The 25,752-nt window shown below is 55.1% G+C and carries 23 protein-coding genes; 12 read left to right on the forward strand and 11 right to left on the reverse strand.

Features of this window, described 5'->3' with window-relative positions; all coding sequences use genetic code 11:
• Window positions 1-50: 50 nt before the first annotated feature.
• Window positions 51-2,027 (reverse strand): formate-dependent uric acid utilization protein AegA, encoded by a 1,977-nt coding sequence (gene aegA / locus ACJ9Y9_RS16985; protein ID WP_028016144.1) that lies wholly within the window; start codon window positions 2,025-2,027, stop codon window positions 51-53.
• A 152-nt stretch (window positions 2,028-2,179) separates the two neighbouring features.
• On the opposite strand from aegA, the gene narQ reads away from it, so the two are divergent.
• Entirely contained in the window at window positions 2,180-3,874 is a 1,695-nt protein-coding gene (gene narQ / locus ACJ9Y9_RS16990; protein WP_028016143.1) for a nitrate/nitrite two-component system sensor histidine kinase NarQ, read from the forward strand.
• Window positions 3,875-4,016: 142 nt separating this feature from the next.
• A complete protein-coding gene (acrD, locus tag ACJ9Y9_RS16995; protein ID WP_028016142.1) occupies window positions 4,017-7,130 on the forward strand; it encodes a multidrug efflux RND transporter permease AcrD in 3,114 nt (1,037 codons plus the stop codon).
• A gap of 109 nt (window positions 7,131-7,239) precedes the next feature.
• On the opposite strand, the gene ypfM is transcribed toward acrD, so the two are convergent.
• Window positions 7,240-7,299, reverse strand: coding sequence for a protein YpfM (ypfM, locus tag ACJ9Y9_RS17000; protein WP_015572204.1), 60 nt, complete (start codon window positions 7,297-7,299; stop codon window positions 7,240-7,242).
• A 387-nt stretch (window positions 7,300-7,686) separates the two neighbouring features.
• On the opposite strand from ypfM, the gene ACJ9Y9_RS17005 reads away from it, so the two are divergent.
• The 3 genes from ACJ9Y9_RS17005 to ACJ9Y9_RS17015 are packed head-to-tail and all read left to right on the forward strand — an operon-like array spanning window position 7,687 to window position 9,397.
• Window positions 7,687-8,037, forward strand: coding sequence for an ArsC family reductase (locus ACJ9Y9_RS17005; protein ID WP_028016141.1), 351 nt, complete (start codon window positions 7,687-7,689; stop codon window positions 8,035-8,037).
• 10 nt (window positions 8,038-8,047) lie between these two features.
• Entirely contained in the window at window positions 8,048-9,175 is a 1,128-nt protein-coding gene (gene dapE, locus ACJ9Y9_RS17010) for a succinyl-diaminopimelate desuccinylase (protein WP_028016140.1), read from the forward strand.
• A 24-nt stretch (window positions 9,176-9,199) separates the two neighbouring features.
• Entirely contained in the window at window positions 9,200-9,397 is a 198-nt protein-coding gene (locus ACJ9Y9_RS17015; RefSeq protein ID WP_014171111.1) for a YpfN family protein, read from the forward strand.
• A gap of 38 nt (window positions 9,398-9,435) precedes the next feature.
• Here ACJ9Y9_RS17015 and ypfH read toward each other — a convergent pair whose 3' ends face one another.
• The 6 genes from ypfH to dapA all read right to left on the reverse strand — a co-directional run bounded on the left by ypfH (window position 9,436) and on the right by dapA (window position 15,893).
• On the reverse strand, window positions 9,436-10,131 hold the full coding sequence (gene ypfH, locus ACJ9Y9_RS17020; RefSeq protein ID WP_028016139.1) for an esterase: 696 nt from the start codon (window positions 10,129-10,131) through the stop codon (window positions 9,436-9,438).
• 73 nt (window positions 10,132-10,204) lie between these two features.
• Window positions 10,205-12,151, reverse strand: coding sequence for a tRNA(Met) cytidine acetyltransferase TmcA (locus ACJ9Y9_RS17025; protein ID WP_028016138.1), 1,947 nt, complete (start codon window positions 12,149-12,151; stop codon window positions 10,205-10,207).
• Entirely contained in the window at window positions 12,151-13,020 is an 870-nt protein-coding gene (locus ACJ9Y9_RS17030; RefSeq protein WP_049007811.1) for a neutral zinc metallopeptidase, read from the reverse strand. The genes ACJ9Y9_RS17025 and ACJ9Y9_RS17030 overlap by 1 nt, the downstream gene beginning before the upstream one ends.
• Before the next feature lie 120 nt (window positions 13,021-13,140).
• Window positions 13,141-13,854, reverse strand: a complete 714-nt coding sequence (purC, locus tag ACJ9Y9_RS17035; protein WP_014071282.1) for a phosphoribosylaminoimidazolesuccinocarboxamide synthase — start codon at window positions 13,852-13,854, stop codon at window positions 13,141-13,143.
• Window positions 13,855-13,963: 109 nt separating this feature from the next.
• A complete protein-coding gene (gene bamC / locus ACJ9Y9_RS17040; protein WP_028016136.1) occupies window positions 13,964-14,998 on the reverse strand; it encodes an outer membrane protein assembly factor BamC in 1,035 nt (344 codons plus the stop codon).
• Window positions 14,999-15,014: 16 nt separating this feature from the next.
• Entirely contained in the window at window positions 15,015-15,893 is an 879-nt protein-coding gene (dapA, locus tag ACJ9Y9_RS17045; protein ID WP_028016135.1) for a 4-hydroxy-tetrahydrodipicolinate synthase, read from the reverse strand.
• A 145-nt stretch (window positions 15,894-16,038) separates the two neighbouring features.
• Between dapA and ACJ9Y9_RS17050 the strand changes: the two genes are divergently transcribed.
• Both ACJ9Y9_RS17050 and bcp read left to right on the forward strand, forming a co-directional pair.
• Window positions 16,039-16,608, forward strand: a complete 570-nt coding sequence (locus ACJ9Y9_RS17050; protein ID WP_028016134.1) for a glycine cleavage system transcriptional repressor — start codon at window positions 16,039-16,041, stop codon at window positions 16,606-16,608.
• The gene (gene bcp, locus ACJ9Y9_RS17055; protein ID WP_014171119.1) at window positions 16,608-17,078 is read left to right on the forward strand and encodes a thioredoxin-dependent thiol peroxidase; all 471 of its coding nucleotides are present in this window, start codon (window positions 16,608-16,610) and stop codon (window positions 17,076-17,078) included. Before ACJ9Y9_RS17050 ends, bcp begins: the two co-directional genes overlap by 1 nt.
• 95 nt (window positions 17,079-17,173) lie before the next feature.
• Here the strand turns inward: bcp and ACJ9Y9_RS17060 are convergent, their stop codons facing one another.
• The gene (locus ACJ9Y9_RS17060; RefSeq protein WP_028016133.1) at window positions 17,174-18,238 is read right to left on the reverse strand and encodes an AI-2E family transporter; all 1,065 of its coding nucleotides are present in this window, start codon (window positions 18,236-18,238) and stop codon (window positions 17,174-17,176) included.
• Between the two features lie 221 nt (window positions 18,239-18,459).
• On the opposite strand from ACJ9Y9_RS17060, the gene bepA reads away from it, so the two are divergent.
• Together bepA and arsC are read left to right on the forward strand one after the other, a co-directional pair.
• Window positions 18,460-19,923 (forward strand): beta-barrel assembly-enhancing protease, encoded by a 1,464-nt coding sequence (gene bepA / locus ACJ9Y9_RS17065; protein WP_028016132.1) that lies wholly within the window; start codon window positions 18,460-18,462, stop codon window positions 19,921-19,923.
• 18 nt (window positions 19,924-19,941) lie between these two features.
• Window positions 19,942-20,298, forward strand: coding sequence for an arsenate reductase (glutaredoxin) (arsC, locus tag ACJ9Y9_RS17070; RefSeq protein ID WP_028016131.1), 357 nt, complete (start codon window positions 19,942-19,944; stop codon window positions 20,296-20,298).
• Here the strand turns inward: arsC and ACJ9Y9_RS17075 are convergent.
• Entirely contained in the window at window positions 20,295-21,119 is an 825-nt protein-coding gene (locus tag ACJ9Y9_RS17075; protein WP_028016130.1) for a hypothetical protein, read from the reverse strand. The genes arsC and ACJ9Y9_RS17075 overlap by 4 nt on opposite strands.
• 147 nt (window positions 21,120-21,266) lie before the next feature.
• Between ACJ9Y9_RS17075 and celB the strand changes: the two genes are divergently transcribed.
• From celB to ACJ9Y9_RS17090, 3 genes are read left to right on the forward strand one after another with little or no spacing between them, the layout of a single operon-like run.
• Complete coding sequence (celB, locus tag ACJ9Y9_RS17080) at window positions 21,267-22,586, forward strand: PTS cellobiose transporter subunit IIC (protein WP_028016129.1); 1,320 nt, start codon at window positions 21,267-21,269, stop codon at window positions 22,584-22,586.
• A 3-nt stretch (window positions 22,587-22,589) separates the two neighbouring features.
• Window positions 22,590-23,546: a N(4)-(beta-N-acetylglucosaminyl)-L-asparaginase gene (locus ACJ9Y9_RS17085; protein ID WP_028016128.1), complete on the forward strand. Its 957-nt coding sequence runs from the start codon at window positions 22,590-22,592 to the stop codon at window positions 23,544-23,546.
• Window positions 23,546-24,970, forward strand: a complete 1,425-nt coding sequence (locus tag ACJ9Y9_RS17090) for a M17 family metallopeptidase (protein WP_028016127.1) — start codon at window positions 23,546-23,548, stop codon at window positions 24,968-24,970. Before ACJ9Y9_RS17085 ends, ACJ9Y9_RS17090 begins: the two co-directional genes overlap by 1 nt.
• Before the next feature lie 42 nt (window positions 24,971-25,012).
• On the opposite strand, the gene ACJ9Y9_RS17095 is transcribed toward ACJ9Y9_RS17090, so the two are convergent.
• On the reverse strand, window positions 25,013-25,714 hold the full coding sequence (locus ACJ9Y9_RS17095) for a DnaA inactivator Hda (protein ID WP_218064865.1): 702 nt from the start codon (window positions 25,712-25,714) through the stop codon (window positions 25,013-25,015).
• Window positions 25,715-25,752 lie beyond the last annotated feature (38 nt).

Raw genomic sequence — 25,752 nt, forward strand, 5'->3', positions numbered from 1 at the left:
CAATGAGTCGTCCTATACTACGCCGTGGCTCCCGCTTTGTCGCCCGCCGGTTAATGATGTTTCGACGCGCCAACCCCAAGCCAGTCGAGTATTCCTTGTGCCGCATGACGCCCTTCCGCCATCGCGGTCACCACCAGATCCGCCCCACGCACCGCATCGCCACCCGCGAAGATTTTCGGGTTGGTCGTCTGGTAACGATAGCGACTCTCTACCGAGGCCACTATTCGCCCCCAGTCATCCATTTCGACACCCTGCGCCTGCAGCCACGGCATCGCGTGTGGGTTAAAACCAAACGCCATGATCGCTGCATCAGCAGGCATCACAAACTCACTGCCCGCCACCGGAACAGGTCGACGCCGTCCCTGCGCATCCGGTTCGCCGAGTTCGGTACGCAGCATCCGGATGCCATTGACCTTGCCGTCTGGATCACGCGTCAACTCAACCGGCTGGACGTTAAATTCAAACGCCGCGCCCTCTTCTTTGGCATTCTTCACCTCCTTCTTCGAGCCCGGCATATTGGCCTCATCCCGACGATAGGCGCAGGTGACTTTCGCCGCGCCGTGGCGTAACGCAGTACGGACGCAGTCCATCGCCGTGTCTCCTCCACCAAGCACCACGACGTTTAACCCGTGAGTATCAATAAACGGTTCACTGGCCGTCGCCTCCAGCCCCATAACATGGCGCGTGTTGCCCACAAGGAAAGGCAATGCGTCATAGACGCCTGGCGCATCTTCATGCGGGATCCCCGCTTTCATCGAGCGATAGGTTCCCACGCCAATAAACAGCGCATCAAAGTCGTCCTGCAACTGAGACATCGACACGTCCTGGCCTACCTCGCAGTTCAGCTCGAAGCGGATCCCCATCGCGGTAAATATCTCTCTGCGTCGCGCGAGCAGTGATTTGTCGAGCTTGAATGCCGGGATACCAAAGGTCAGCAAACCGCCAATTTCCGGATGCCTGTCATAAACCGTCACGCTGACACCATTACGCACCAGCACATCGGCGCAGGCCAGCCCGGCAGGCCCTGCCCCGATAATCGCAACCCGCTTGTCCACCGGAGTAACGCCGCTCATATCCGGTCTCCAGCCCATCGCCAGCGCCTGGTCAGAAATATAGCGCTCAATATTCCCTATGGTGACTGAACCCGCGCTATCGTGCAGCGTGCAGGCCCCTTCACATAATCGGTCCTGCGGACAGACGCGACCGGTAATTTCGGGTAAACAGTTGGTCTGATGAGAAAGCTCAACGGCACCCGCAATATCCCCCGCATTGACGCGCTCAATCCACTGCGGGATGTGGTTGTGCAGCGGACAGGTCCACTCGCAGATGCTGTGCTCTCCGCACTTCAGGCATCGCGATGCCTCGCGACTGGCCTGTGCAGTCCGGAATGGCAGGTAAATTTCGTTAAAATGGTTAACGCGTTCTGCGGCAGTAAGCTTGTCAGGTTCACCGCGTGGCGGGGTCGTTTGCATCCGCTGCAGTTTGGTTTGCGAAATAACCTCTCTGACAGCCTCCGCATGCCAGGGCTGCGCCTCCAGACTGGCAGTGCGCTGTCGGCGCGATTTGGCCAGATTATCCAGCACGGCAGACGTCGCCAGCGAAAGGACATCTGCCGGGCAATTTTCAATACAGGCAGGGCCTTGCGAGCGCGTCAGGCAGAGATCGCATTTATTCGCCGATGCCTTCACGCTGCCGTTTTCAAGCGGAGTGACGATAATGTCCATCGTGCCAAACGGGCAAGCCACCACGCAGGCTTTACAACCAATGCATTTTTGTTGATTCACCTGTACGCTGTCATCGCATTTGCTGATGGCGCCGTTTGGGCAGCTTTGCGCGCAAGGTGCAGCTTCACAGTGATGGCAGGTAACGGGGCTTCTCGTCTCGCCAGATTTCAGGACCGTGATACGAGGATGAAAATGGCGCTCGCTCAGGACATGCTGCTCGCCGTTGTGCGCCATCACGCAGGCCACTTCGCAGGCCCGACACCCAATGCATTGCTGGCCGTTAGCCATAATAAAACGATTCATAACCACACCTGTTTTTGGTTCAATAACCTTATTCTTTGTATGAATAGGGTATTTACGCATTACGGCGCGATCGGGCAATGTTCAAATGCCCAGGACGCCAAACTATTTCAAGTGAACCTGTGGCAGATCAATTTTATTCAGAGGGCCGTTCTGTGACTGTTAAACGACCTGTTTCCGGCAGCCTTGCCTGGGCTTTCGTTTCGATTATTGCGTTATCCATTCTGACAAGCAGCGCTGCGCTGCTGACGCTGGCCAGTAGCCAGCGAGATGCCGAAGCCATCAACATCGCAGGTTCACTGCGCATGCAGAGCTACCGCCTGGGCTATGAGATGCAGGGAAACAGCCCGTCTCTGGCGGCGCACCGCGAGAACTGGCAGAAGACATTAAGCGCCCCGGCATTAGAAAAGTTGAACCACTGGTACGTACCGGACAACGTCAAACAGCGCTATCAGCAGCTGCACGTCGCCTGGCTGGAGATGGATACGCGCATCGCGCGCGGCGACATCGCGTGGTATCAAAGCCACATTGAAGATTTTGTCGGCCGTATTGATGCCTTTGTGCTCGCCCTCCAGCACTACACCGAACATAAAATCCAGACGGTCACCCTGCTCTCTCTGGCTGGCGCGCTTGGGATCCTGCTCCTGACGCTGTTTACCCTGCGACGCATCCGTCGTCAGGTAGTGCTGCCGCTTAACAATCTTGTCGCGGCAAGCGAGCGGATTGAGCGAGGGGAATTTGAGACCCCTGCCCCGGATACCGCACTGCCGAATGAACTGGGCCAACTCTCCCGCGCCTTCAACCATATGTCAGCCGAGTTACATACTCTCTATCGTTCGCTTGAAGCCTCGGTGGCGGAAAAGACGCGACATTTGCATGAAGCCCATCAGCAGCTCGAAATGCTGTTCAAATGCTCTCAGGCGCTGAACACCGGCCAAATTGACAGCCTGTGTTTCCGGCATATCCTGCAGATCGTCCATGACTATACGCAGATGAATTATCTGGAATTACGCACCAGCGATGACTGGCGGCTGTGTGAAGGAACAGAAACGAGCGGTATTCCACTGCAAAACCTGCCGGTGCTGATGCAGGATACGCTGTATGGTGAGCTGCGCTGGCAAAGTGAGACGGACAGCGTTCCTCTCCCGCTGATGAGAAGTGTGGCGACAATGCTCGGACGCGGGCTGTACTTTAACGAGGCGCAAAAACATTACCAGCAGCTGCTGCTGATGGAAGAGCGCGCAACCATCGCCCGTGAACTCCATGATTCGCTGGCGCAGGTGCTGTCGTATCTGCGGATCCAGCTCACGCTGCTGAAACATGCGGTGCCGCAGGACAATGCCCCGGCTCAGACCATCATCACCGACTTTTCCCGCGAGCTGAACAACGCCTGGCATCAACTGCGCGAGCTGCTCACCACCTTCCGCCTGACGCTCAACCACGCAAATTTACCTGCGGCACTCCAGGAGTCTCTCGACGTTCTGCAGAGCCAGACGCAGGCAAAGCTACATCTTGACTGTCGTCTCTCCTCGCTGGCGCTTGATGCGCAAAAGCAGGTGCATCTGTTACAGATCGTGCGTGAGGCGGTGCTGAATGCGATTAAACATGCACAAGCCAGTGAAATTACCGTGAGCTGCGTGACCTCCGTGGATGGCACGCACAGCGTCAGCATTCGTGACAACGGCATCGGGATTGGCGAAGCCAGCGAACCAGCGGGACACTACGGGTTGAATATTATGCGTGAACGCGCGCAACGGCTCGGAGGAATGCTGCACTTTTCGCAGCCGCAAAACGGCGGCACGCTGGTCAGCGTGACGTTCCCGGTCCCCACGCCGTTAACAGGTAAATAACGGTAAAGGGGGAAGCGCAGGAAAAAGCGCATGATAATTTACATTATCTCCTTTATTTCTCCACGTTTGGTCTTCGTCTTGCCGCTAAAGTGATGCAGGCAATAAACAATAATGACGTGCAGCAAAACGAGGTTACTTTTTCATGGCGAATTTTTTCATCGATCGCCCCATTTTTGCCTGGGTACTGGCCATTCTGTTATGTCTGACAGGTGTCCTGGCGATTACGTCACTTCCTGTTGAGCAATATCCCGATCTGGCACCACCTAACGTACGCGTCACAGCCAACTATCCAGGAGCATCCGCACAGACGCTGGAAAATACCGTGACACAGGTTATCGAACAGAACATGACGGGTCTGGATAACCTGATGTACATGTCCTCGCAAAGCAGCGCGACAGGTCAGGCGACGGTCACGCTGAGCTTCACTGCCGGCACCAATCCTGATGAAGCCGTGCAGCAGGTGCAAAACCAGCTGCAGTCGGCCATGCGTAAGCTGCCTCAGGCGGTGCAGAACCAGGGTGTGACCGTGCGTAAAACCGGTGATACCAACATTTTGACCATCGCGTTTGTCTCCACTGATGGTTCCATGGATAAGCAGGATATTGCGGACTACGTCGCCAGTAATATCCAGGACCCCATCAGCCGAATTAACGGCGTAGGCGATATCGACGCTTACGGTTCACAATACTCAATGCGCATCTGGCTCGATCCCAACAAGCTCAACAGCTACCAGATGACCGCAACCGACGTAACGAATGCCATCAAAGCCCAGAACGCGCAGATTGCCGTGGGGCAGCTAGGGGGGACGCCATCCGTCGATAAACAAGCCCTGAATGCCACCATTAATTCGCAGTCACTTCTTCAAACCCCGGAGCAGTTCCGCGACATTACCCTGCGCGTGAATCAGGATGGTTCGGAGGTACGTCTGGGTGATGTCGCCACGGTGGAAATGGGTGCAGAGAAGTACGACTACCTGAGCCGCTTTAACGGCAATCAGGCCTCGGGTCTGGGGATTAAACTGGCCTCCGGCGCCAATGAAATGGCCACAGCGAAACTGGTTTTAGATCGGCTGGATGAGCTTTCACAGTATTTCCCGCACGGGCTGGAATATAAAGTTGCCTATGAAACCACCTCCTTCGTCAAAGCCTCAATTGAAGATGTGATGAAGACCCTGCTGGAAGCGATCGCGCTGGTGTTCCTGGTCATGTACCTGTTCCTGCAAAACTTCCGCGCAACGCTGATCCCAACCATCGCCGTCCCTGTTGTCCTGCTGGGAACCTTTGCGGTGCTTTACGCGTTTGGGTACAGCATTAACACCCTGACGATGTTTGCAATGGTGCTGGCGATTGGCCTTCTGGTAGATGATGCCATCGTGGTGGTCGAAAACGTCGAGCGAATTATGAGCGAGGAAGGCCTTTCCCCGCGCCAGGCCACGCGCAAATCCATGGGACAAATTCAGGGGGCGTTAGTCGGTATTGCAATGGTGCTGTCGGCGGTCTTTATCCCGATGGCCTTCTTTGGCGGCACCACCGGGGCGATCTACCGCCAGTTCTCGATAACCATCGTCTCGGCAATGGTGCTCTCCGTGCTGGTCGCATTGATCCTCACCCCCGCGCTCTGCGCCACAATCCTGAAGCCGCTGCACAAAGGGGAGCATCACGGCCAAAAAGGGTTCTTCGGCTGGTTTAACCGGATGTTCAACCGCAATGCCGCGCGATATGAATCTGCCGTCGGGCGAGTGCTTCACCGCAGCCTGCGCTGGATGATGATTTATGTGGTGTTGCTGGGCGGCATGGTCTGGCTGTTCCTCCATCTGCCGACCTCATTCCTGCCGATGGAAGACCGGGGTATGTTCACCACCTCGGTGCAGCTCCCGAGTGGCGCAACGCAGCAGCAGACGCTAAAAGTGGTTCAGAAAGTGGAGCAGTATTTCTTCACGAAAGAGAAGGATAACGTTGTATCGGTCTTCTCCACCGTCGGTTCCGGCCCTGGCGGAAACGGGCAGAACGTCGCCCGTATGTTTGTTCGCCTGAAAGACTGGGACGAGCGCGACACGAAAACGGGAACCTCCTTTGCCATTATTGAGCGCGCGACGAAAGCCTTTGCACATATCAAAGAAGCGCGCGTCTTTGCCAGCAGTCCACCGGCGATTAGCGGTCTGGGCAGCTCCGCCGGGTTTGATATGGAGTTGCAGGATCACGCCGGAGCGGGTCACACAGCGCTGATGGCGGCACGCGATAAGCTCTTAGAGCTGGCGGGGAAGGATGCCGGTCTGACACGCGTTCGTCACAACGGTCTTGATGACAGCCCGCAGCTCCAGGTGGATATCGACCAGCGTAAGGCGCAGGCGCTGGGCGTCTCAATCAACGACATCAACGACACCCTGCAAACGGCGTGGGGGTCGAGCTATGTAAATGACTTTATGGATCGCGGCCGCGTGAAAAAAGTGTATGTCCAGTCCGCCGCGCCGTTCCGCATGTTGCCGGATGACATTAATCGCTGGTTTGTGCGAAATAATACTGGCGGCATGGTGCCGTTCTCCGCCTTTGCCACCTCGCACTGGGAGAGTGGTTCACCACGTCTGGAACGCTATAACGGCTATTCTGCGGTTGAAATCGTCGGGGAAGCCGCGCCGGGCGTCAGTACCGGTACCGCCATGGATACCATGGAAAAACTGGTGCAACAGCTACCTGCAGGTTTTGGTCTGGAGTGGACGGCCATGTCATACCAGGAGCGACTCTCCGGGGCGCAGGCTCCCGCGCTTTATGCGCTTTCGCTGCTGGTGGTTTTCCTCTGTCTTGCCGCACTGTATGAAAGCTGGTCGGTCCCGTTCTCGGTCATGCTGGTGGTTCCCCTTGGGGTCATCGGCGCGCTGCTGGCAACCTGGATGCGCGGCCTGGAGAACGATGTTTACTTCCAGGTGGGGCTACTCACCGTTATCGGTTTGTCGGCGAAAAACGCCATTCTGATCGTTGAGTTCGCTAACGAGATGAATGCTAAAGGCCACGAACTGATGGCTGCCACGCTGCACGCCTGTCGCCAACGCTTACGCCCGATCCTGATGACGTCACTGGCATTTGTTTTCGGCGTACTGCCGATGGCAACCAGCACCGGCGCAGGCTCCAGCAGCCAGCATGCGGTAGGGACCGGGGTTATGGGCGGTATGATTTCAGCCACTATCCTGGCCATTTATTTCGTTCCGCTGTTCTTTGTGCTGGTGCGTCGCCGCTTCCCGCTAAAGGAACGCCCGGAGTAAGTGATTGAAATAAAAAAAGGCGGCTTTATCGGCCGCCTTTTTATTGTGTGATTAATTCACACTATGATTATTTTACTTATTTAAGTGCTCTTGCAATTCTTACTGAATGTCATTTACGAAGCATGCCTTCGATAAAATCTTTCCAGTTCCCCAGTTCACGTTCAATCATAACAACCTCTCTTATTATTATGCGCATTCTACGAAAACGTATCATCATTGTGAAGACTATTTAACCAATTGCTGTGATTATACCCCGCCACTGTCAGAGAATTATGATAAATATGAACGGAGAACCTTAAATTTTTTGTGACGGCAAGCAATATTTAGAAATAACCATACGAGCAGGTGAGTTTTATTTTACTTACTGAGTTTATTGGCAATTTAAACCTTATGGACATCTATGCTTAAATGTTGAAAGAATATTCAGCGTACAAGTGTGAGTTGAATTAAGATGATGAGTAAATTAAGACAATTCTTGAATGTGTTATATTCTGCTTAAGGATATATCTTCGAATTTATTGAACGTTTTATCACCACAGGAACAAAAGGATTCACCATGGTTGTGATGTACGGCATTAAAAACTGTGACACCATCAAAAAAGCCCGCCGCTGGCTGGACGCGAACAACGTGGAGCACCGCTTCCATGATTACCGCGCCGATGGGCTTGATGCAGAATTTCTGCATAACGCCATCAAAGAACTGGGCTGGGAAGCCCTGCTGAATACACGCGGCACCACCTGGCGTAAACTGGATGAATCTCTGCGCGCCAGCATCAATAACGCCGACAGCGCGGCAAAACTGATGCTCGAGATGCCAGCAATTATCAAACGCCCATTGCTCTGCGCGCCCGGGCAGCCTATGCTGCTGGGTTTCAGTGAAACCCTTTATTCCGACTTTTTTCGTTGAGGTGTAGTTTATGTCATGCCCGGTCATTGAGCTGACTCAGCAGCTTATTCGCCGTCCTTCCCTTAGCCCGGACGACGCAGGTTGTCAGGCATTAATGATTGAGCGCCTGCGTGCCATCGGTTTTACCGTCGAACGCATGGATTTTGGCGATACCCAGAACTTCTGGGCGTGGCGTGGTCAGGGCGAAACTCTGGCCTTTGCCGGGCATACTGATGTCGTTCCCGCAGGTGATGCGGATCGCTGGATTAACCCGCCGTTTGAACCGACCATCCGCGATGGCATGCTGTTTGGTCGCGGTGCGGCAGACATGAAAGGCTCTCTGGCGGCGATGGTCGTGGCAGCAGAGCGTTTTGTTGCCCAGCATCCGAACCATAAAAACCGTCTCGCATTTTTAATCACCTCAGATGAAGAGGCCAGTGCCCATAACGGTACCGTGAAGGTTGTTGAAGCACTGATGGCGCGAAACGAGCGTCTCGACTACTGTCTGGTCGGAGAGCCGTCCAGTACTGAAGTGGTGGGTGATGTCGTCAAAAATGGTCGCCGTGGCTCGCTGACCTGTAACCTGACCATTCACGGGGTTCAGGGGCATGTTGCATATCCGCATCTGGCCGATAACCCGGTCCATCGCGCTGCGCCGATGCTGAACGAACTGGTGGCGATTGAGTGGGACAAAGGCAATGAGTTCTTCCCACCGACCAGTATGCAGATTGCAAATGTCAAAGCCGGGACCGGCAGCAACAACGTGATCCCGGGTGATTTCTTCGTCCAGTTTAACTTCCGCTTCAGCACTGAACTGACCGATGAGATGATCAAAGCGCGTGTTGTCGCCCTGCTTGAGAAATATAACCTGCGCTACACCGTGGACTGGTGGCTTTCCGGTCAGCCGTTCCTGACGCAGCGTGGCAAACTGGTGGATGCGGTAGTGAACGCCATCGAGCACTATAATGAAATTAAGCCACAGCTGCTGACGACGGGTGGCACCTCTGACGGACGCTTTATCGCCCGCATGGGCGCCCAGGTTGTCGAACTGGGGCCAGTGAACGCGACCATTCATAAAATCAATGAGTGTGTGAATGCCGCAGATTTGCAACTGCTGGCCCGTATGTATCAACGCATTATGGAGCAACTCGTCGCCTGACGAACGCTCTGAGAGGAATAGCGAATGGATTGGCTTTCAAAATACTGGTGGATTTTGGTGTTAGTTTTTCTGGTTGGCGTGTTGCTTAACGTGATTAAAGATCTTAAGCGCGTTGACCATAAAAAATTTCTCGCTAACAAGCCGGATCTGCCACCACACCGTGATTTTAACGACAAGTGGGACGATGACGACGACTGGCCGAAGAAGGACCAGAAGAAGTAATCAGTCTGGCTCCCCTCTCCTGAGGAGAGGGGATAACCTCACATAAACTCTACAATATCATTGTCATCCGGCTTACCGCCGCTGAGCGCTTCATCAAAATAGTGCTTCGGTACGGTATAGCGCAGATGGTCGAGCGCAAACTGTATACTGCGATCGTCAATGGCATGCCCCAAATCGTCAACGATATCCAGCGTCACATCCCCACCTTCGCGAATCAGCGCTTCCTGGGCGGCAACTGCATGCGAGAGCTCAATCACACGGTCTTCACCACCGTGGATCAGGTGGATCGTCGTCTGCGTGGTGGCGATCGTCGGTAACGTCGCAAAACGACCGTTAAATGCAATGACGCGTGACACCAGACCCGGTTGCGCTTTTACGCTTTCCAGCGACATGATTGACCCCTGCGAGAAGCCAATCAACGCGGTGGCGTCAGCCCCCACGCCGCTCTGCTGCTGCCAGTAGCGCACGATATCAATAAACGCTGGCATGACGGCGTCAATACGAGCCTGACGATTCTCTTCCGTCACGCCCTGCACAGAGAACCACTGCCGACCGTTCGGGCCACATGGCTCTATGCCACCGATGCTGATAATCAAGGCATCCGGGAAAACAGGTGCAAACCAGCTGCCAATCTGGCCCATGTTGACGGCATTATCACCAACACCATGAAACAGCAGCAGTAACTGTTTAGCCGGTTTGTCAGGGCTTTGAACAACAAAATGGTCGTGTTTCATGGTGATCTCCTTAATAGATGACCTGGATTCTACGCCTCCCGGCGGGAATGACCATGCCACTTTACTGAAGAAGTCATTGAAAAAATTGCCATTGCAAAATAGCGTTTTTCAGCTGCTGACAGCGCGCTTTATCCAGACTTTCAAGCGCTTGCGCTGTTTCGCTGCGGAGCTTTGCCAGCAACGCTTTTCGCCCGAGGTCATCCGCTTTCCCTGCCATCTTATCGCGCAGTGCCGGGAGAGGCGTGTCCACACTCAGCAGCAGACGCGTTAGCGCAGCGACGGAGGTTGAAAATGCCCGGTGCGCAAAGGCAAACCCGGCCAGCTCAAGCCAGTCGTCATTATTAAGGGTAGCTTCCCAGCCATCGTCCACCGGGATCTTTTCACCGTTCCAGGCCGATAACACCCGCGCATCGCGCTTCAGACGCAGTTGCGCCTGCTCACACAACTGATGCCCCACCTTGCTCAGCGGCAGCAGCGCCATTGCGGTAAAACAGCCACTGCTGGCTTCACGATGGCTGCCCATCCGCACCAGCACAAAACCGCATTGCTGCCAGAAATGCCAAAGCTCATCGGTATAGCCAAAACTCACCGACAGATAATCCTCACCGCTGGCGTTGCGAATCAGCGCCTGACCGATGCCCTCCCGCTGACGATAAGGGTGTACAGCAATACGAGTCACCCGTCTGCCTTTGAGCGTCGCCGCCAGTGGCGATCCGCCATGGGCTGCCAGAGACTGTGCCACCAGGTTCCCACGAGGACGCCGATACCCCGCCCAGACGGCGCGGCTAAGCTCGGGTGATAACCCGCCCTCATCCACCAGCCAGAGCGCCCCGGCGATATCAGAGTCTGTCTGGGCGACGGCAAAATGCTGCCCGGGTGCGTCCATCATGCGGCGTAAATCAAGCGGTGAGGTGCGATAATGAGCCGCACAGAGTAGCTCGTAAACGCGTGTCACAAGTGCCGGTTGGCGTTCCCACGCCTCCGGTTCCAGAGAGGTCAAACGCACCTCACCTTCCGGGCGGCGATCGAGAAGCGTATCGTCAAAAAGCAGTGCGCTGGCGACGACCCGCTCAAGCGGGCAGCCCGCAGCCCAGCGAATCGGTACAGATAAGCTGAAGCGCTGCAATCCGGTAAACCGGGCGCAGAATTTTAATAAGAACCCTCTTCCCGTCCCCTCATAACCCTGAACCGTCGTGGTCAACAACACGCGAGGAAAACGCAATACCAGCTTTTCAAGTAGTGGGCCGGGGATCGCAGCTGCTTCATCGACAATTAGCCAGTCAGCCTGCAATGAGGAGGCCAGAAGCGCATCCGGGGCCATAAAATTGAAATGCTCTCCTGCAAAACGGGCGATAACATCCGTCGCCCCCTTCGCTGGGGCGGTGACCACAGCGCTGCCCGCAATGCGATTCAGCAACATTCCCGCCAGGGCTGACTTTCCGCGCCCGCGCGCGGCGGTGACGGCCACGATGCCAGGCGACATCCCCTCAAGCACATTGAGGATCTCAGCCTGCTCGCGTTGCGGTCCCCCGCTGGCAGGCAGCCAGTCGGGTGCGTCGGGAAAAGGAGGAAGCGAAAAAGGGTGCCCCTGAAGCCACACAATCGCATCGGGATCGGCGGCAACGGTCCGGCAAAAATGGCGGACAAAATGCGGAGTAGCTATCGCTTCGGCGCTATCGCTCCAGCGCAGGGAATCCTGATCGGGATGTTCAGCCCAGTGCGCGAGCGGCGGAACACGCAGCACCAGAAGACTTCCGGCGCTCAGCGTTCCGCTCAGGGCGGCAAACGCGGCGACATCAAACCCGGCGCTGGCGTCAAAGACAGCATGCCGGAACTCGCGTCCCAGCAGGCTACTGATGGCTTTTGATGGCTGTTCGTCCAGCCACACCCAGTCTCCTGGTAACGTCTCTCGCAGAGCCGCAGCCTGCGATAACGTCCATTGCTCATCACCGCTCAGCACCACCAGCCGACGTTGACCAGTGCGCTCAAGCTCGCCGATCAGCTGTTCAAACGACGCCATTACATCGCTTTGCCGAAGGTATTACACTGCGCCGGATCGCCGCTGTCGAAACCGCGTTTAAACCAGCTGTAACGTTGTTGCGATGTACCGTGAGTGAAACTGTCCGGCACCACGCGCCCCTGGCTCTGTTGCTGAAGACGGTCATCGCCGATAGCCTGCGCGGCGTTCAGCGCCTCTTCAAGATCGCCGGACTCCAGAACACCCTGCTGCTGCATGCTATGGCCCCAGACGCCGGCAAAGCAGTCCGCCTGAAGCTCCATTTTTACCGAAAGGCGGTTAACTTCAGCCTGCGAAGCATTTTGCTGAAGCTGACGCACTTTTGGCTCAATCCCCAGCAGCTTTTGCACGTGATGGCCGACTTCATGCGCAATCACGTAGCCCTGGGCAAAATCACCGTCAGCGCCAAGCTTGCGCTTCATGTCATCGTAAAAAGAGAGATCGATATAAACTGTGCCATCTGCCGGGCAGTAGAACGGCCCCATCACAGATTGACCGGTACCGCATCCGGTGCGGGTTGCACCGCGGTACATCACCAGCTTCGGTTGCTGGTAGGAACGCCCCATCTTCTCGAACAACTGACCCCAGGTGTCTTCTGTTGTGGCGAGGATAACAGAGGTAAATTTGGCCGCTTCATCTTCATTTGGGCTGATGGAGCGCTGAGAATGTTGCTGCTGTTGCAACGGCTGACCGGTCATCAAACCGGTGAGATCGACCCCGTAATACCCCGCGACCAGCACCACAATCAGCAGAATGATCCCACCCTTCCCGCTGGGTAACCGGAAGCCGGGCCCGCCCATGGAAGGGCCGCCACCGCCATCACTGCGTCTGTCTTCTACATTGTCACTTTCACGACGCCCTTGCCAGCGCATAACCACCTCGAACTATTCCATTAATAATAGCTATGATCGTAGGCGGTTAACGGCAAGATTACCATAGGAAACAAAGGTAAGACGCCAAAGGATGCGAACATCCTTTGGCAACTGAGGGAGTTAGTCGAGCTTAACGCCTAAACGGTGAGCAACGGCTTCGTACGCTTCAATCAGGCCACCCAGGCTCTGACGGAAACGGTCTTTGTCCATTTTATCCAGAGTTTCTTTATCCCACAGGCGGCTACCGTCTGGTGAGAATTCGTCGCCCAGGACAACTTCACCTTTGAACAGGCCAAACTCCAGCTTGAAGTCGACGAGGATCAGGCCCGCGTCATCAAACAGTTTTTTCAGCACGTCGTTGGCTTTGTAGGTCAGCTCTTTCATACGCGCCAGGTTCTCTTTATTCACCCAGCCGAAGGTTTCGCAGTAGGAATCATTGACCATCGGATCGTGCATGGCATCGTTTTTCAGGAACAGGTCGAACAGCGGTGGATTCAGCTCGATACCTTCTTCAATGCCCAGACGCTTCACCAGGGAGCCCGCGGCACGGTTACGAACGACGCACTCAACCGGAACCATATCCAGCTTCTTCACCAGACATTCCGTATCGGACAGCAACGCTTCCATCTGAGTCGGGATACCCGCTTCGGCCAGCTTAGTCATAATGAAGTGGTTGAACTTGTTGTTCACCATGCCTTTACGATCGAACTGCTCAATGCGTGCGCCATCCCCTGCTGACGTATCATTGCGGAACTCGAGCACCAACAGATCCGGGTTTTCCGTGCTGTATACGGTCTTCGCTTTGCCACGATACAACTCAGCTTGCTTCTGCATCTTCATTACTCCTGGTGTGATGATTTGTGTTCAAAACTGGGGATATTATGCCACGCACACGTTTGCGTAGCACTAAAATAAAAAGGGCTGGATTAACCAGCCCTCATATTTATTTGCTGAATGCCGCCTGGAAGACAGCGACCAGCGCATCGTTCTGCGACTGGGTCAGCGTGTGACCTTTCGGATCGATAAACTGCAGACTACTGCGGTTATCAAGGTCGCCTACCTGAATCTTGTAGTCACCGGAGGCAAGCTGAGGATCTTTAGCGCCCAGTTCCTGCCACGCGCTGTCAGACAGCGGCTTATACGTTGCCGTGATGCTGCCGGTTGAACGCGTGCTGTCGGTCACTTTCATGCCCACTTTTTCCAGCGTCGCTGGCAGGCGCTGCCAGGTCTGGTTAAACGGTGCACGAACGACCAGCATTGGCAGACCGGTATCATCCGCACCGCTCTGAACGTCGAACGTCACGCCGTTGCGGCTCTGCGCTGCGTTGGCGGCATCAGTCGCGGTCTTATCCAGACCCGCAGCAATCACGTTCAGCATTTCGGTGCTGTAACGCTGCAGGGAGGATGCATCTGCAACCGGTTTGCCCGCCTGTTCCAGGTTCAACAGCTTAACGTTAACCGCCTGCTGATAACCTTGTGGTTTAACGGAGACTTGATAGCGACCACGGTACTGCTGATCTTCATCCAGACGGTTCCATTCGATCCAGTCGGTGGTTAACGTCTGGCTGGCGTCATCACGTTTATCAATGGTGTAGTTCTTCGACTGAATGACGCTCACCACCTGCGGCCACAGGGTGCTACCGCGCGCGCTCTCAACCATCAGAGACGCCGTATCACCCGTGAACTGAGTACGCGCCCCGTTTACCAGCGCCAGAGGCTGTGCTGGTGGACGAATATCAAGCGCTTTACCGACCAGGCCGCTGCCGTTGGTCACGGGGATATTATAATCGCCGTTCTGAATCGGCAGGATCATACCAGCCGGTGCGTGAAGTTCAGCAAGCGGGGTCGCATCCAGATAGGATTCATCACCGCTCACCTGGCGCTTGTAGCGCGAGTCTGAACTACAGGCAGCGAGCAGCATAACAAGCGAAACACTCGCAACCTTCGCCAGGCGCGACTTCTGTACTGAATAAGCCATCAAATCTCCCTAAACTTTACAGCAAACCGGCATGCTTCAGCGCTGCCTTAACGATTTCACGACCATGGTCGGTAATCGGTGTCATTGGCAGACGCAGCGTATCGGTTGCTACAAGTCCCAACTCCTTACATGCCCATTTCACAGGGATCGGATTGGGTTCGACAAATAATTTATTGTGCAACGGCATCAGACGCTGATTAATGACACGCGCTTCATCAAAGTGACCCGCTGCTGCCAGTTTGCACATTTCAGCCATATCGCGCGCCGCAACGTTTGCCGTTACGGAGATCACGCCATGACCACCGAGCTGCATAAAGTCCAGCGCGGTCGCATCATCACCACTCAACAGGATAAAGTCGTCTGAAACCAGCTCTTTGATCTGATGAACGCGGCTTAAGTTCCCTGTCGCCTCTTTAATACCGATAATATTTTTTACTTCCGCGAGACGAACGACTGTTTCCGGCAGCATATCGCAGCCAGTACGGGACGGCACATTATACAGAATTTGTGGCAAGTCAGTATGTTCAGCGATGGCTTTGAAGTGCTGGAACAAACCTTCCTGAGTAGGACGGTTGTAGTAAGGGGTTACCGTCAGACAGCCCACAATGCCGCTGTCATTAAAACGTTTGGTCAGACTGATAGCTTCTGCGGTTGCATTAGCTCCTGTCCCCGCGATGACAGGAATACGTCCGTCAGCCAGCTCCAGGGTCAGCATGACCACATCGCCGTGCTCTTCGTGGCTCAGCGTTGCAGATTCACCGGTAGTCCCTACCGAAACGATCGCCGAGGTTCCATTGGCGACATGGTAATCAATCAGCTTCTTCATGCTTGACCGGCAGACATTACCTTTTTCATCCATCGGTGTTACAAGCGCGACAATACTTCCCGTGAACATGAGCCATCCTCTGTGCGAACAAGAGTCTCAATGGTACGTTTGGAACTGTAATAAAAGCAAGCGACCTGAGGCCCTCAGGCGGTTGTATGCATGTTTTTTTTATGCTTTCCTTAGGAAGACTTAACCATGCAAAGGAAGAACAGGTTTGACAACCTCATCACAACATTACCTGGTTATCACTGCGCTGGGTGCCGACAGGCCGGGTATCGTGAACACCATCACCCGTCACGTGAGCAGTTGCGGCTGTAATATCGAAGACAGCCGCCTGGCGATGCTGGGCGAAGAGTTCACGTTTATTATGCTGCTGTCCGGAACATGGAATGCGATTACGCTTATCGAATCTACCCTGCCACTGAAAGGTGCGGAGCTGGATTTGCTGATCGTGATGAAACGTACCACCGCGCGCCCGCGTCCGGCCATGCCGGCGACTGTATGGGTGCAGGTTGAAGTCCCTGATTCCCCCCATCTGATTGAGCGCTTTACCGCGCTGTTTGACAGCCATCAGATGAACATCGCTGAGCTCGTTTCCCGTACACAACCGGGCGACGAGAGCGCCGTTCCCACGCTCTTTATTCAAATTACCGCACACAGCCCTGCCTCACAGGATGCGTCAAATATCGAGCAAGCGTTCAAAGCCCTCTGTACAGAATTAAACGCGCAGGGCAGTATAAGCGTCGTCAATTATTCGCAGCACGAACAGGATGGAGTTGAGTAATGAATCCACTGAAAGCCGGTGATATCGCACCGAAATTTAGCTTACCGGATCAAGACGGCGAGCAAGTAAATTTGACCGACTTCCAGGGACAGCGTGTTCTGGTCTATTTCTACCCGAAAGCCATGACCCCCGGCTGCACCGTACAGGCCTGCGGCTTACGCGACAACATGGACGAGTTGAAAAAAGTCGGCGTGGAAGTGCTGGGCATCAGCACCGATAAACCAGAAAAACTGTCACGATTTGCCGAGAAAGAGCTGCTGAACTTCACGCTGCTTTCTGACGAAGACCATCAGGTGTGCGAGCAGTTCGGCGTCTGGGGCGAGAAGACATTTATGGGTAAAACCTACGACGGCATTCACCGCATCAGCTTCCTGATTGACGCTGACGGTAAAGTTGAACATGTGTTTGATGACTTCAAAACCAGCAATCACCACGATGTGGTATTGAACTGGCTGAAACAAAGTGCCTGATAAACAGCAAAACGGCAACCCAGGTTGCCGTTTTTAGTGTTTACGCCCTCTCCCGTGGGAGAGGGGCGGGGTGAGGCCATCAGGCCGCACAAAAACTACTTGTCTTCTACCGCCGGCACATCCGGCCAGGCGTGAACCACGGCTTTAATCAGTGTTGCCAGCGGAATGGCAAAGAACACGCCCCAGAACCCCCACAACCCACCAAAAATCACCACGGATAAGATAATCACCAGCGGATGCAGGTTCACCGCCTCTGAGAACAGTACCGGCACCAGCAGATTACCGTCCAGCCCCTGAATAATCAGATACACCGCGAAGCAGCTCCAGAACTCAGTCCCGAGGCCAAACTGGAACAGCGCGACGCCCACAACCGGAATGGTCACCACAAACGCACCGATATACGGAATAAGGACTGAGAGGCCCACCAGCACCGCCAGCAGCAGCGAGTAGTTCAGGCCGAAGATCAGGAAACCAATCCACGTCGCGACCCCGACCACAATCATCTCCAGCACTTTGCCGCGAATGTAGTTGGTGATCTGCTGGTTCATCTCTTCCCAGACCTGCCCTGCCAGCCCGCGATTACGCGGCAAAATGCGCCTGACGGCGTTCAGCATCTGCTCTTTATCTTTGACCAGGAAGAACACCATTAGCGGGACGAGCACGAGGTAAACCGCCAGCGTCAGCAGCCCGACCAGGGAGGCCAGCGAGTATTTCACCACCGAATCGCCCATGGTCATGATGCGGGCGCGCATATTTTCGGCCATCGCGTCGATAATCCCGGCATCCATCAGGGCTGGATAGCGACGCGGCAGCGTGGCGGCAAAATCAGAAAGTTTATTCAACATGCCCGGCATATCGCGGATCAAGTTGATTCCCTGCTGCCAGGCAACCGGCATGACAACAAACGCCATCAGCAGCAGAATGCCGACAAACAACACCAGTACGATACTGGTCGCCCAGCGACGGGAACAGCCGATATGTTCCAGCCGTGCCGTTGGCCATTCCAGCAGATACGCCAGCACAATCGCCACCAGCAGGGGGGCGAGAAGACCGCTGAAGAAGAACAGAATGCCAAATCCGGCGACCAGAATAACCAACAAAGCAATGGCTTCCGGGTCGCTGAACCGACGCCGATACCACTGCATTAACATTTCGAGCATACAACCCTTCCCTGAATCGAATGGCGGGAGTGAGAATGTGAATTGTATCTAACTGTCACAAAAAAGACTTTCGCTTTTTGTCTCTCTGTCACGAATCGCAAAAGCCTGATGAATGGGATTTTCTTCATGCTGCAACACGGCTACACTCGCAAGGCAACAGAGATGAACGATATGCCGGTTCATCGGTCAAATTAGCACAACCAACATACAGGACCGTGGTTATGTTCAGGCAGTTGAAAAAAACACTGGTTGCGACACTGATTGCCGCACTGACGGTCGGTCAGGTGTTGCCCGCTTTTGCCGACTCGTCCGATTCATTGCCGGACATGGGCACCACAGCAGGAAGCACGCTCTCCATTGGGCAAGAGATGCAAATGGGCGATTACTACGTTCGCCAGTTGCGCGGTAGCGCCCCCCTCATCAATGACCCGTTACTTGTTCAGTACATCAACGGTCTGGGGATGCGTCTGGTTGCGCATGCCGACTCGGTAAAAACGCCCTTTCACTTCTATTTAATCAATAATGACGAAATCAACGCCTTCGCCTTCTTTGGCGGCAACGTGGTGCTGCATTCGGCATTATTCCGTTACTCCGATAACGAAAGTCAGCTGGCTTCCGTTATGGCGCACGAAATTTCGCACGTCACCCAGCGCCACCTGGCGCGAGCGATGGAAGACCAGAAACGTAACGCCCCGCTGACCTGGGTTGGAGCGCTGGGTTCTATTTTGCTGGCAATGGCCAGCCCGCAGGCCGGGATGGCGGCATTAACCGGTACTCTGGCGGGAACGCGGCAGGGGATGATTAGCTTTACACAACAAAACGAACAGGAAGCGGACCGCATCGGGATTCAGGTGCTGCAACGTTCTGGCTTTGACCCTCAGGCCATGCCGAGCTTCCTGGAAAAACTGCTCGATCAGGCGCGTTATTCTTCCCGTCCACCAGAAATTCTGCTCACCCACCCCTTACCGGAAAGTCGCCTGTCAGATGCGCGTAACCGTGCCAACCAGATGCGCCCGGTCGTGGTCCAGTCGTCGCAAGATTTCTACATGGCGAAAGTGAGAACGCTGGGGATGTACAATTCCGGGCGCAACCAGCTCACCAGCGATCTGCTGGACTCCCTGGCGAAAGGCAACGTGCGAGAAAAGAATGCCGCGCAGTATGGTCAGGCACTACAGGCGATGGAAGCCAGCAAATACGACGAGGCGCGTAAAGCGCTGCAACCCCTTCTGGCCGCCGACCCGAATAATCCGTGGTATCTCGATCTCTCGACGGATATCGATCTGGGGCAGAAGAAAACCACCGATGCCATTAATCGCCTGAAAGGGGCGAAGGACGTCCGTACCAACCCGGTGCTGCAGCTTAACCTGGCGAACGCTTACTTACAGGGTGGTCAACCTGCTGAAGCGGCGACCATTCTGAACCGCTATACCTTTAATAATAAAGACGACCAAAACGGCTGGGATCTGCTCGCTCAGGCGGAAGCCCAACTGGGCAACCGCGATCAGGAGCTGGCGGCGCGTGCCGAAGGCTTTGCCCTGGTGGGGCGCCTCGACCAGGCTATTTCTGCACTCAGCAGCGCCAGCGCGCAGGTCAAACTCGGCAGCCTCCAGCAGGCCCGTTACGACGCGCGTATCGATCAGCTTCGCGGCCTGCAACAGCGCTTCAAGCCGTACGAGAAGATGTAATAAAGGAGAATTCACGTCATGACAGACGCCGTAAAAATTTACCACAATCCGCGCTGCTCCAAGAGCCGCGATACCCTGAGCCTGCTGAAGTCTAACGGTATTGACCCGGAAGTGGTGCTCTATCTCGAGACACCGCCGGACGCGCAGACGATTCGCCAGCTGTTGCACATGCTGGGTATGGGAAGTGCAAGAGAGCTGATGCGCCAGAAAGAAGACTTGTACAAGCCGCTCAATCTGGATGACACCCGTCTCACTGAGGCCGAGCTTGTGCAGGCTATGGTTGAAAATCCTAAGCTGATCGAGCGCCCGATAGTCGTGGCAAACGGCCACGCACGCATTGGACGCCCGCCGGAAGACGTACTCGATATCCTCTAATCCCCCCGCCGCAGCGCGTTCAAAAACGCCTGCGGCGTACTGTCTCCCAGCTTTTTCTGCGCTTTACCCTGGTTATAAAATTCACACAGCTGAATGAGCAACTCTCCGGCAGGTACATTTTTCACGCGCGGGATAATGTTCTGTAAAGGTGCTGCGACCTGTACAGCGCTGTGTTTTTGCGCATGCACTTTTACGGCGATATCTTGCCCCGGCAGCGTTATGTCAAAACCAAAAGTCTCAATAGATTGTATAAGCGCCGGACACGCTTCAAGTAACGCCTGAACCCAGCGGGTCAGGAGCTGAGGTGATACGCCCGCGTAAAGCCGGGCAAAACACCAGCCGCTCACCGGCTCACGTGCCCACAGCAGGTGTTGCTCCCCACCATCGTCCATATGCAGCGACAAAGGCAGATGATGTAACTCCAGCTGATGCGGCACGATGCCTGCTTTCAGCGCCTTTTTACCCTGCAACGGTGCCCCCTTCTGTGTTGCCGAGGCGGGCTTCAGATAACGGTTCAGGGTCGCTCTGGAAACGGGGATCCCCAGAACGTCATTCACCAGAAGCAGCAACTCATCCAGCAGTGCGCCCAGTATGTCACGCAGCGTATTGACCAGAGCCACCTGCTCTTGTCTCATCGCTTTGTGTATCACTTTTGGCGTCGTATGGTTATCTGAAACCTGTTCGCGATTGCGCCAGCGCCTGACGGTGGTCACCGAGATCCCGAGCTCAACTGCAAGCTCTCTGTCGCTTTTATCAGACTGCTGGAGGTAGCGACGAATGCGTGGTGTCGTCGTGGCATTGGCGTGCAGTTTAATTTCCATCGCAAAGCTCCATTAAACTAATCTTATAAGACTTATATAACATCAACGAATGCTTTGTGACCGATTTCACCTTTCGTTCGCCACGCTTCACTGATAATCCACACACATAACATAAACAACACCACTCAATCTTGTACGGAGTTCACAATGAACAATGTTCTGGGATTTCTTGAAGCAAAACTGATGCCGCTGGCGGCCAAAACGGCTCAGCAGCGTCATCTGGGTGCGATTCGCGGTGCCTACGTTTCATTCATGCCATTTATCATCGTCGGCTCTATTCTGCTGGTGATCTCGTCGTTCCCGAATCAAACCTACCAGCAGTTTATGTCTCAGGCCTTTGGTGAAAGCTGGAGTGCCATTATCGAGATCCCGTTTAATGCGGTGTTCTCGACCATGTCGCTGTTCATCAGCTTCCTGGTGGCGTTTCGCCTGGCCGAGCACTACGGTGAAGATCGCATCTCCTGCGGTATTCTGTCGCTGGTCGCTTTCCTTATCCTGACCCCCTTTATCAAAGTGGCTGAAAACGGCGGCATCACCGTGATACCCGTTGAGTGGATTGGCAGTAAAGGGCTGTTTGTGGCGATGATAGGTTCGCTGCTGTGGACGGAGCTGTTCTGCTGGCTGAAGCGCAAAAATCTGGTCATCAAAATGCCAGATGGCGTACCGCCAGCGGTGCAGGAGTCGTTTGCGGCGCTGATCCCGGCGTTGCTGGTGATGATTCTGGTGCTGATTATTCGCATCGTCTTTGAAAATACCCACTACAACACCATTCACCAGTTCATTTATGAAGTCGTTGCTACACCGGTGCGTCACTACGGCACCTCTTACTTTGGCGCGCTGATGACCGTCTTCAGCATCACTATTCTGTGGTCAGTGGGCATTAACTCAGGCTCGATGATCAACGGCATTATTCGCCCGTTGTGGATGGAGAACCAGACCGACAACATCGCTGCTATCCAGGCCGGCACAACCCCGCCGCACATCATCACTGAGCAATTTTTTGACATGATCTGGATGGGCGGCGCAGGGGCAACGCTGTCGCTGGTGATTGCGATGCTCATTTTTGCCCGCAGTAAAAATATGCGCGAAGTCGCACGACTGGGCGCGGGAGCATCGGTGTTCAACATCAACGAGCCAATATTGTTTGGCCTGCCGGTGATCATGAACCCCATAATGCTCATTCCCTTCAATCTTGTCCCACTGGTGCTGGTCACCGTGCAGTATGCAGCAATGAAAATTGGCGCGGTTGCCGTCACTACCGGGGTGTTTATCCCCTGGACGCTGCCTCCCGTCATCAGCGGTTTTATCGTCACCGGACACCTCAGCGGTAGCGTCATGCAACTTATCAACCTGCTGATTGGCGCCATGCTGTATCTGCCTTTCATGCGTATCGTGGACAAACAGTACCGCGCGGCGGAAATTGCCACCGTTACGCAATCCGACACCACCCTTGCAAAACAGGAGTAAAGCATGTGGGGAATTATCGCAACCTGGCGAATGGCGCTTGAAGGAGTAACAGAGTCTGCGTCGGCGCTGGCTGCGGGGAAACCGGTCGCTGCGGCGGTGGTGGATGCCGTAGCGACGGTCGAAGACTTTCCGCTTTATAAATCTGTCGGTTACGGCGGGCTGCCAACGGAGAACGGTGAAGTTGAGCTGGATGCTGCTTATATGGATGGCGACACGCTGGCCTTTGGCGCAGTCGGTAATCTGGTGGATATCGCCAACCCGGTACGAGTGGCCCACGCGCTGAGTCGCCAGCGCTATAACAGCCTGCTGGTTGGCCAGGGTGCTCGGGAATGGGCGCTAAGCCAGGGTTTTGCCAACAAAACCATGCTCACCGACCGGGCAATGCAGCATTACCGCAAACGCTGCCGGGAGACGCTGGACAAGGGCCTGAGTCCCTATGATGGCCACGATACCGTCGGCATTATCGGCCTCGATAAACAGGGTTCGATGAGCGTCGCGACCTCCACCAGCGGGCTGTTTATGAAAAAGCGGGGGCGGATTGGTGATTCACCAATAATTGGCTCCGGGTTTTACTGCGACAGTGAAACCGGTGCAGCCACCGCCACGGGCGTCGGTGAAGATCTGATGAAAGGCTGTACCAGCTATGAAATCGTTCGTCGTATGGCACAGGGAATGTCGCCGCAGCAGGCTGCCGACTCGGTCGTCTTTGAGCTGGAGGACAGACTTATGTCGCGCTTCGGTCGTGTGGGCGATCTTTCCGTCGTTTGCATGAACAACAAGGGCGAATTTGGCGCTGCGACCAACATCAAAACGTTCTCGTTCGTGGTTGCTACCGCTCGCCAGCCTCTTACTGTGTTTCGCACCGAGCGTCTGCATGAGAAGACGCATTATCAGGCCGTGGATGAGGAATGGATGCAGGCTTACGCCGCGCGGATCCGCGCGCCGATTGAGGAACAATGATGATTACATATCAGCTTATTACCGCGCTTTCAGATGCGAAGCCGCAGAGCCATTTAATCGCCCGTACCACCTGTAACCTGCTGCCGAAGACAGCGCTTATCGCCGAGATGCGTGACCCGGATTGCATCACGGACACCCGCTTTGGCTGTGCGCCTTTTTCCCGAATCACCCTGCTGCCGGATGCGCTCTGGCACGATAGCCTGACCGAAGAATTACTCACGGCGCTGCGCCCACTCCTGGCCTCACCCGCCAGTCCTGATGTGGTACTGGACGTCACGGATATCAACGATGTTGTGCTAGCGCAAGTACTGCGTTTTCTCTTTAATCAGGCACACAGGCTCAGCGACTTAAAGCTAAAGAAAACCAACGAATCAGCGGTACGTCTACAGCATATAACCGCTCTTTGTTTGCCGGAGCAGCAGGACAGACTCGAGGCTATCTTCCACCAGCAGCAGGCCATTGCCCATGGCATGGTGGCGGCACGGCGTCTGGCGGATATGCCATCCGATCGCTGCACGCCTGAGTATGTAGTGGAAGAGGCCCAAAAACGGTGTGCCGACTTCCCCGCCCTGCGATGTGAAGTACTTGATGAAACACAAATCATTGAACAAGGTCTGGGGCTGTTGCACGCCGTGGGCAAAGGGGCATCCTGTCCGCCACGTCTGCTGGCCATCCACTATGACGGAGTCACTGATGGCCCGGTGCGCTGCTACGTGGGTAAAGGCATTACGTTTGATACCGGTGGCTTGTGGCTGAAAGAAGGCGCGGGCATGTATACCATGAAGTATGACATGTGCGGGGCGGCAAACGTGCTGGGGCTGATGCTGACCGTCGCAGAGCTGGCGCTGCCCGTACGCATCATGGGCGTGCTGGCGCTAGCGGAAAATGCCATCGGTCCCGATGCCATGCAGCCCGGTACGGTCGCACGCGCCTGCAACGGCACTACGGTTGAAATCAACAACACCGATGCCGAAGGTCGGCTGGTACTGGCAGATGCGATTGCCTGGGCCAGCAAGCGGCATCCGCAGGCGCACTATATTATTGATATGGCCACACTCACTGGCGCGGTGGTAAAAGCGCTGGGGTATGAACTGAGCGGATTGATGACGCAGGATGAGCCTCTGCGTCAGGCACTGACCCGCGCGGGTAAACAGAGCGGCGATGAAGTCTGGTCGCTACCGCTGGATGCACGGCTGAAAAAGCAGACCGATAGCGCCATCGCCGATCTCTGCAATACACCAGGCAATAACGCGGCAATCAGTGCCTCGGCGGCGTGGCTGCTACATCACTTTTGTCCACCAACGATCCCGTGGGCGCATCTGGATATCAGCGGTACGGCGCTGTGGCGTGAGAGCGGGCGAAGCGTGGCATCGGGGAGACCAGTTCCGCTGCTGGTGGAGCATTTGTTGAGGGATTGCGTCTGATTGTTTTGCCCGGTAAGGCGCAGCCGCCACCGGGCAAAAAACTTAAAGCTTGAGAATATCTTTCACAAACGGAATCGTCAGCTTGCGCTGGGCGGTAATGGAGGCGCGATCGAGCTGATCGAGCGTATCAAAGAGGGTACGCATTTCACGATCCAGACGCTTGAGCAGAAAACGGCCCACGTCTTCCGGCAGCTCAAACCCACGCTGCTTTGCGCGCAGCTGTAACGCCTGGAGCTTGTCTTCATCCGACAGCGGCTGGAGCTTATAGATTTGCCCCCAGTCAAGACGGGAAGCCAGATCCGGCAGCCCCAGATTGAGCTGGCGTGGCGGACGATCGCCGGTGATCAGCAGCCGGGTTTTACCCGACTCCAGAATGCGGTTGTAGAGGTTAAAAATCGCCATTTCCCACGGCTCATCCCCCGCCACGCATTCGATATTATCAATGCAGACCAGTGAGAGATGTTCCATTCCCTCCATAACTTCAGGTACAAACCAGGTACGTTTATCCAGCGGCACATAACCTACCGCATCACCACGCGCAGAAAGTTCCGCACAGGCGGCATGCAGCAGGTGGCTGCGCCCCGCACCTTCGCGTGACCAGATATAGATGTATCCGCTGTGTTCCTGACGCAGCACGTTTTGCAGTGCAGCCAGTAAAGAGGGGTTATCACCCGGCCAGAAACTCGCGAAAGTTTCGTCGTCAGGGAGATAAAGTGGCAGAGAGAGCTGTGCCGGTCCGTTCAGAAGTACCTCAACCAGATCTTACATAAAATCGGAACGGA

It is taken from the genome of Enterobacter sp. CPE_E1241, from assembly GCF_045618265.1.
Lineage (GTDB): Bacteria > Pseudomonadota > Gammaproteobacteria > Enterobacterales > Enterobacteriaceae > Enterobacter > Enterobacter adelaidei.

What these genes read in the sequence shown, in the direction of transcription:
- ACJ9Y9_RS17015 (WP_014171111.1), top strand. Translation starts at nt 9,200, where the DNA reads ATGGATTGGCTTTCAAAATACTGGTGGATTTTGGTGTTAGTTTTTCTG.
- bepA (WP_028016132.1), top strand. Translation starts at nt 18,460, where the DNA reads ATGTTCAGGCAGTTGAAAAAAACACTGGTTGCGACACTGATTGCCGCA.
- aegA (WP_028016144.1), bottom strand. Translation starts at nt 2,027, where the DNA reads ATGAATCGTTTTATTATGGCTAACGGCCAGCAATGCATTGGGTGTCGG.
- celB (WP_028016129.1), top strand. Translation starts at nt 21,267, where the DNA reads ATGAACAATGTTCTGGGATTTCTTGAAGCAAAACTGATGCCGCTGGCG.
- ACJ9Y9_RS17090 (WP_028016127.1), top strand. Translation starts at nt 23,546, where the DNA reads ATGATTACATATCAGCTTATTACCGCGCTTTCAGATGCGAAGCCGCAG.
- arsC (WP_028016131.1), top strand. Translation starts at nt 19,942, where the DNA reads ATGACAGACGCCGTAAAAATTTACCACAATCCGCGCTGCTCCAAGAGC.
- ACJ9Y9_RS17025 (WP_028016138.1), bottom strand. Translation starts at nt 12,151, where the DNA reads ATGGCGTCGTTTGAACAGCTGATCGGCGAGCTTGAGCGCACTGGTCAA.
- ACJ9Y9_RS17085 (WP_028016128.1), top strand. Translation starts at nt 22,590, where the DNA reads ATGTGGGGAATTATCGCAACCTGGCGAATGGCGCTTGAAGGAGTAACA.
- dapA (WP_028016135.1), bottom strand. Translation starts at nt 15,893, where the DNA reads ATGTTCACGGGAAGTATTGTCGCGCTTGTAACACCGATGGATGAAAAA.
- bamC (WP_028016136.1), bottom strand. Translation starts at nt 14,998, where the DNA reads ATGGCTTATTCAGTACAGAAGTCGCGCCTGGCGAAGGTTGCGAGTGTT.
- dapE (WP_028016140.1), top strand. Translation starts at nt 8,048, where the DNA reads ATGTCATGCCCGGTCATTGAGCTGACTCAGCAGCTTATTCGCCGTCCT.
- ypfH (WP_028016139.1), bottom strand. Translation starts at nt 10,131, where the DNA reads ATGAAACACGACCATTTTGTTGTTCAAAGCCCTGACAAACCGGCTAAA.
- ACJ9Y9_RS17075 (WP_028016130.1), bottom strand. Translation starts at nt 21,119, where the DNA reads ATGGAAATTAAACTGCACGCCAATGCCACGACGACACCACGCATTCGT.
- acrD (WP_028016142.1), top strand. Translation starts at nt 4,017, where the DNA reads ATGGCGAATTTTTTCATCGATCGCCCCATTTTTGCCTGGGTACTGGCC.
- ACJ9Y9_RS17060 (WP_028016133.1), bottom strand. Translation starts at nt 18,238, where the DNA reads ATGCTCGAAATGTTAATGCAGTGGTATCGGCGTCGGTTCAGCGACCCG.
- purC (WP_014071282.1), bottom strand. Translation starts at nt 13,854, where the DNA reads ATGCAGAAGCAAGCTGAGTTGTATCGTGGCAAAGCGAAGACCGTATAC.
- bcp (WP_014171119.1), top strand. Translation starts at nt 16,608, where the DNA reads ATGAATCCACTGAAAGCCGGTGATATCGCACCGAAATTTAGCTTACCG.
- ACJ9Y9_RS17005 (WP_028016141.1), top strand. Translation starts at nt 7,687, where the DNA reads ATGGTTGTGATGTACGGCATTAAAAACTGTGACACCATCAAAAAAGCC.
- ACJ9Y9_RS17030 (WP_049007811.1), bottom strand. Translation starts at nt 13,020, where the DNA reads ATGCGCTGGCAAGGGCGTCGTGAAAGTGACAATGTAGAAGACAGACGC.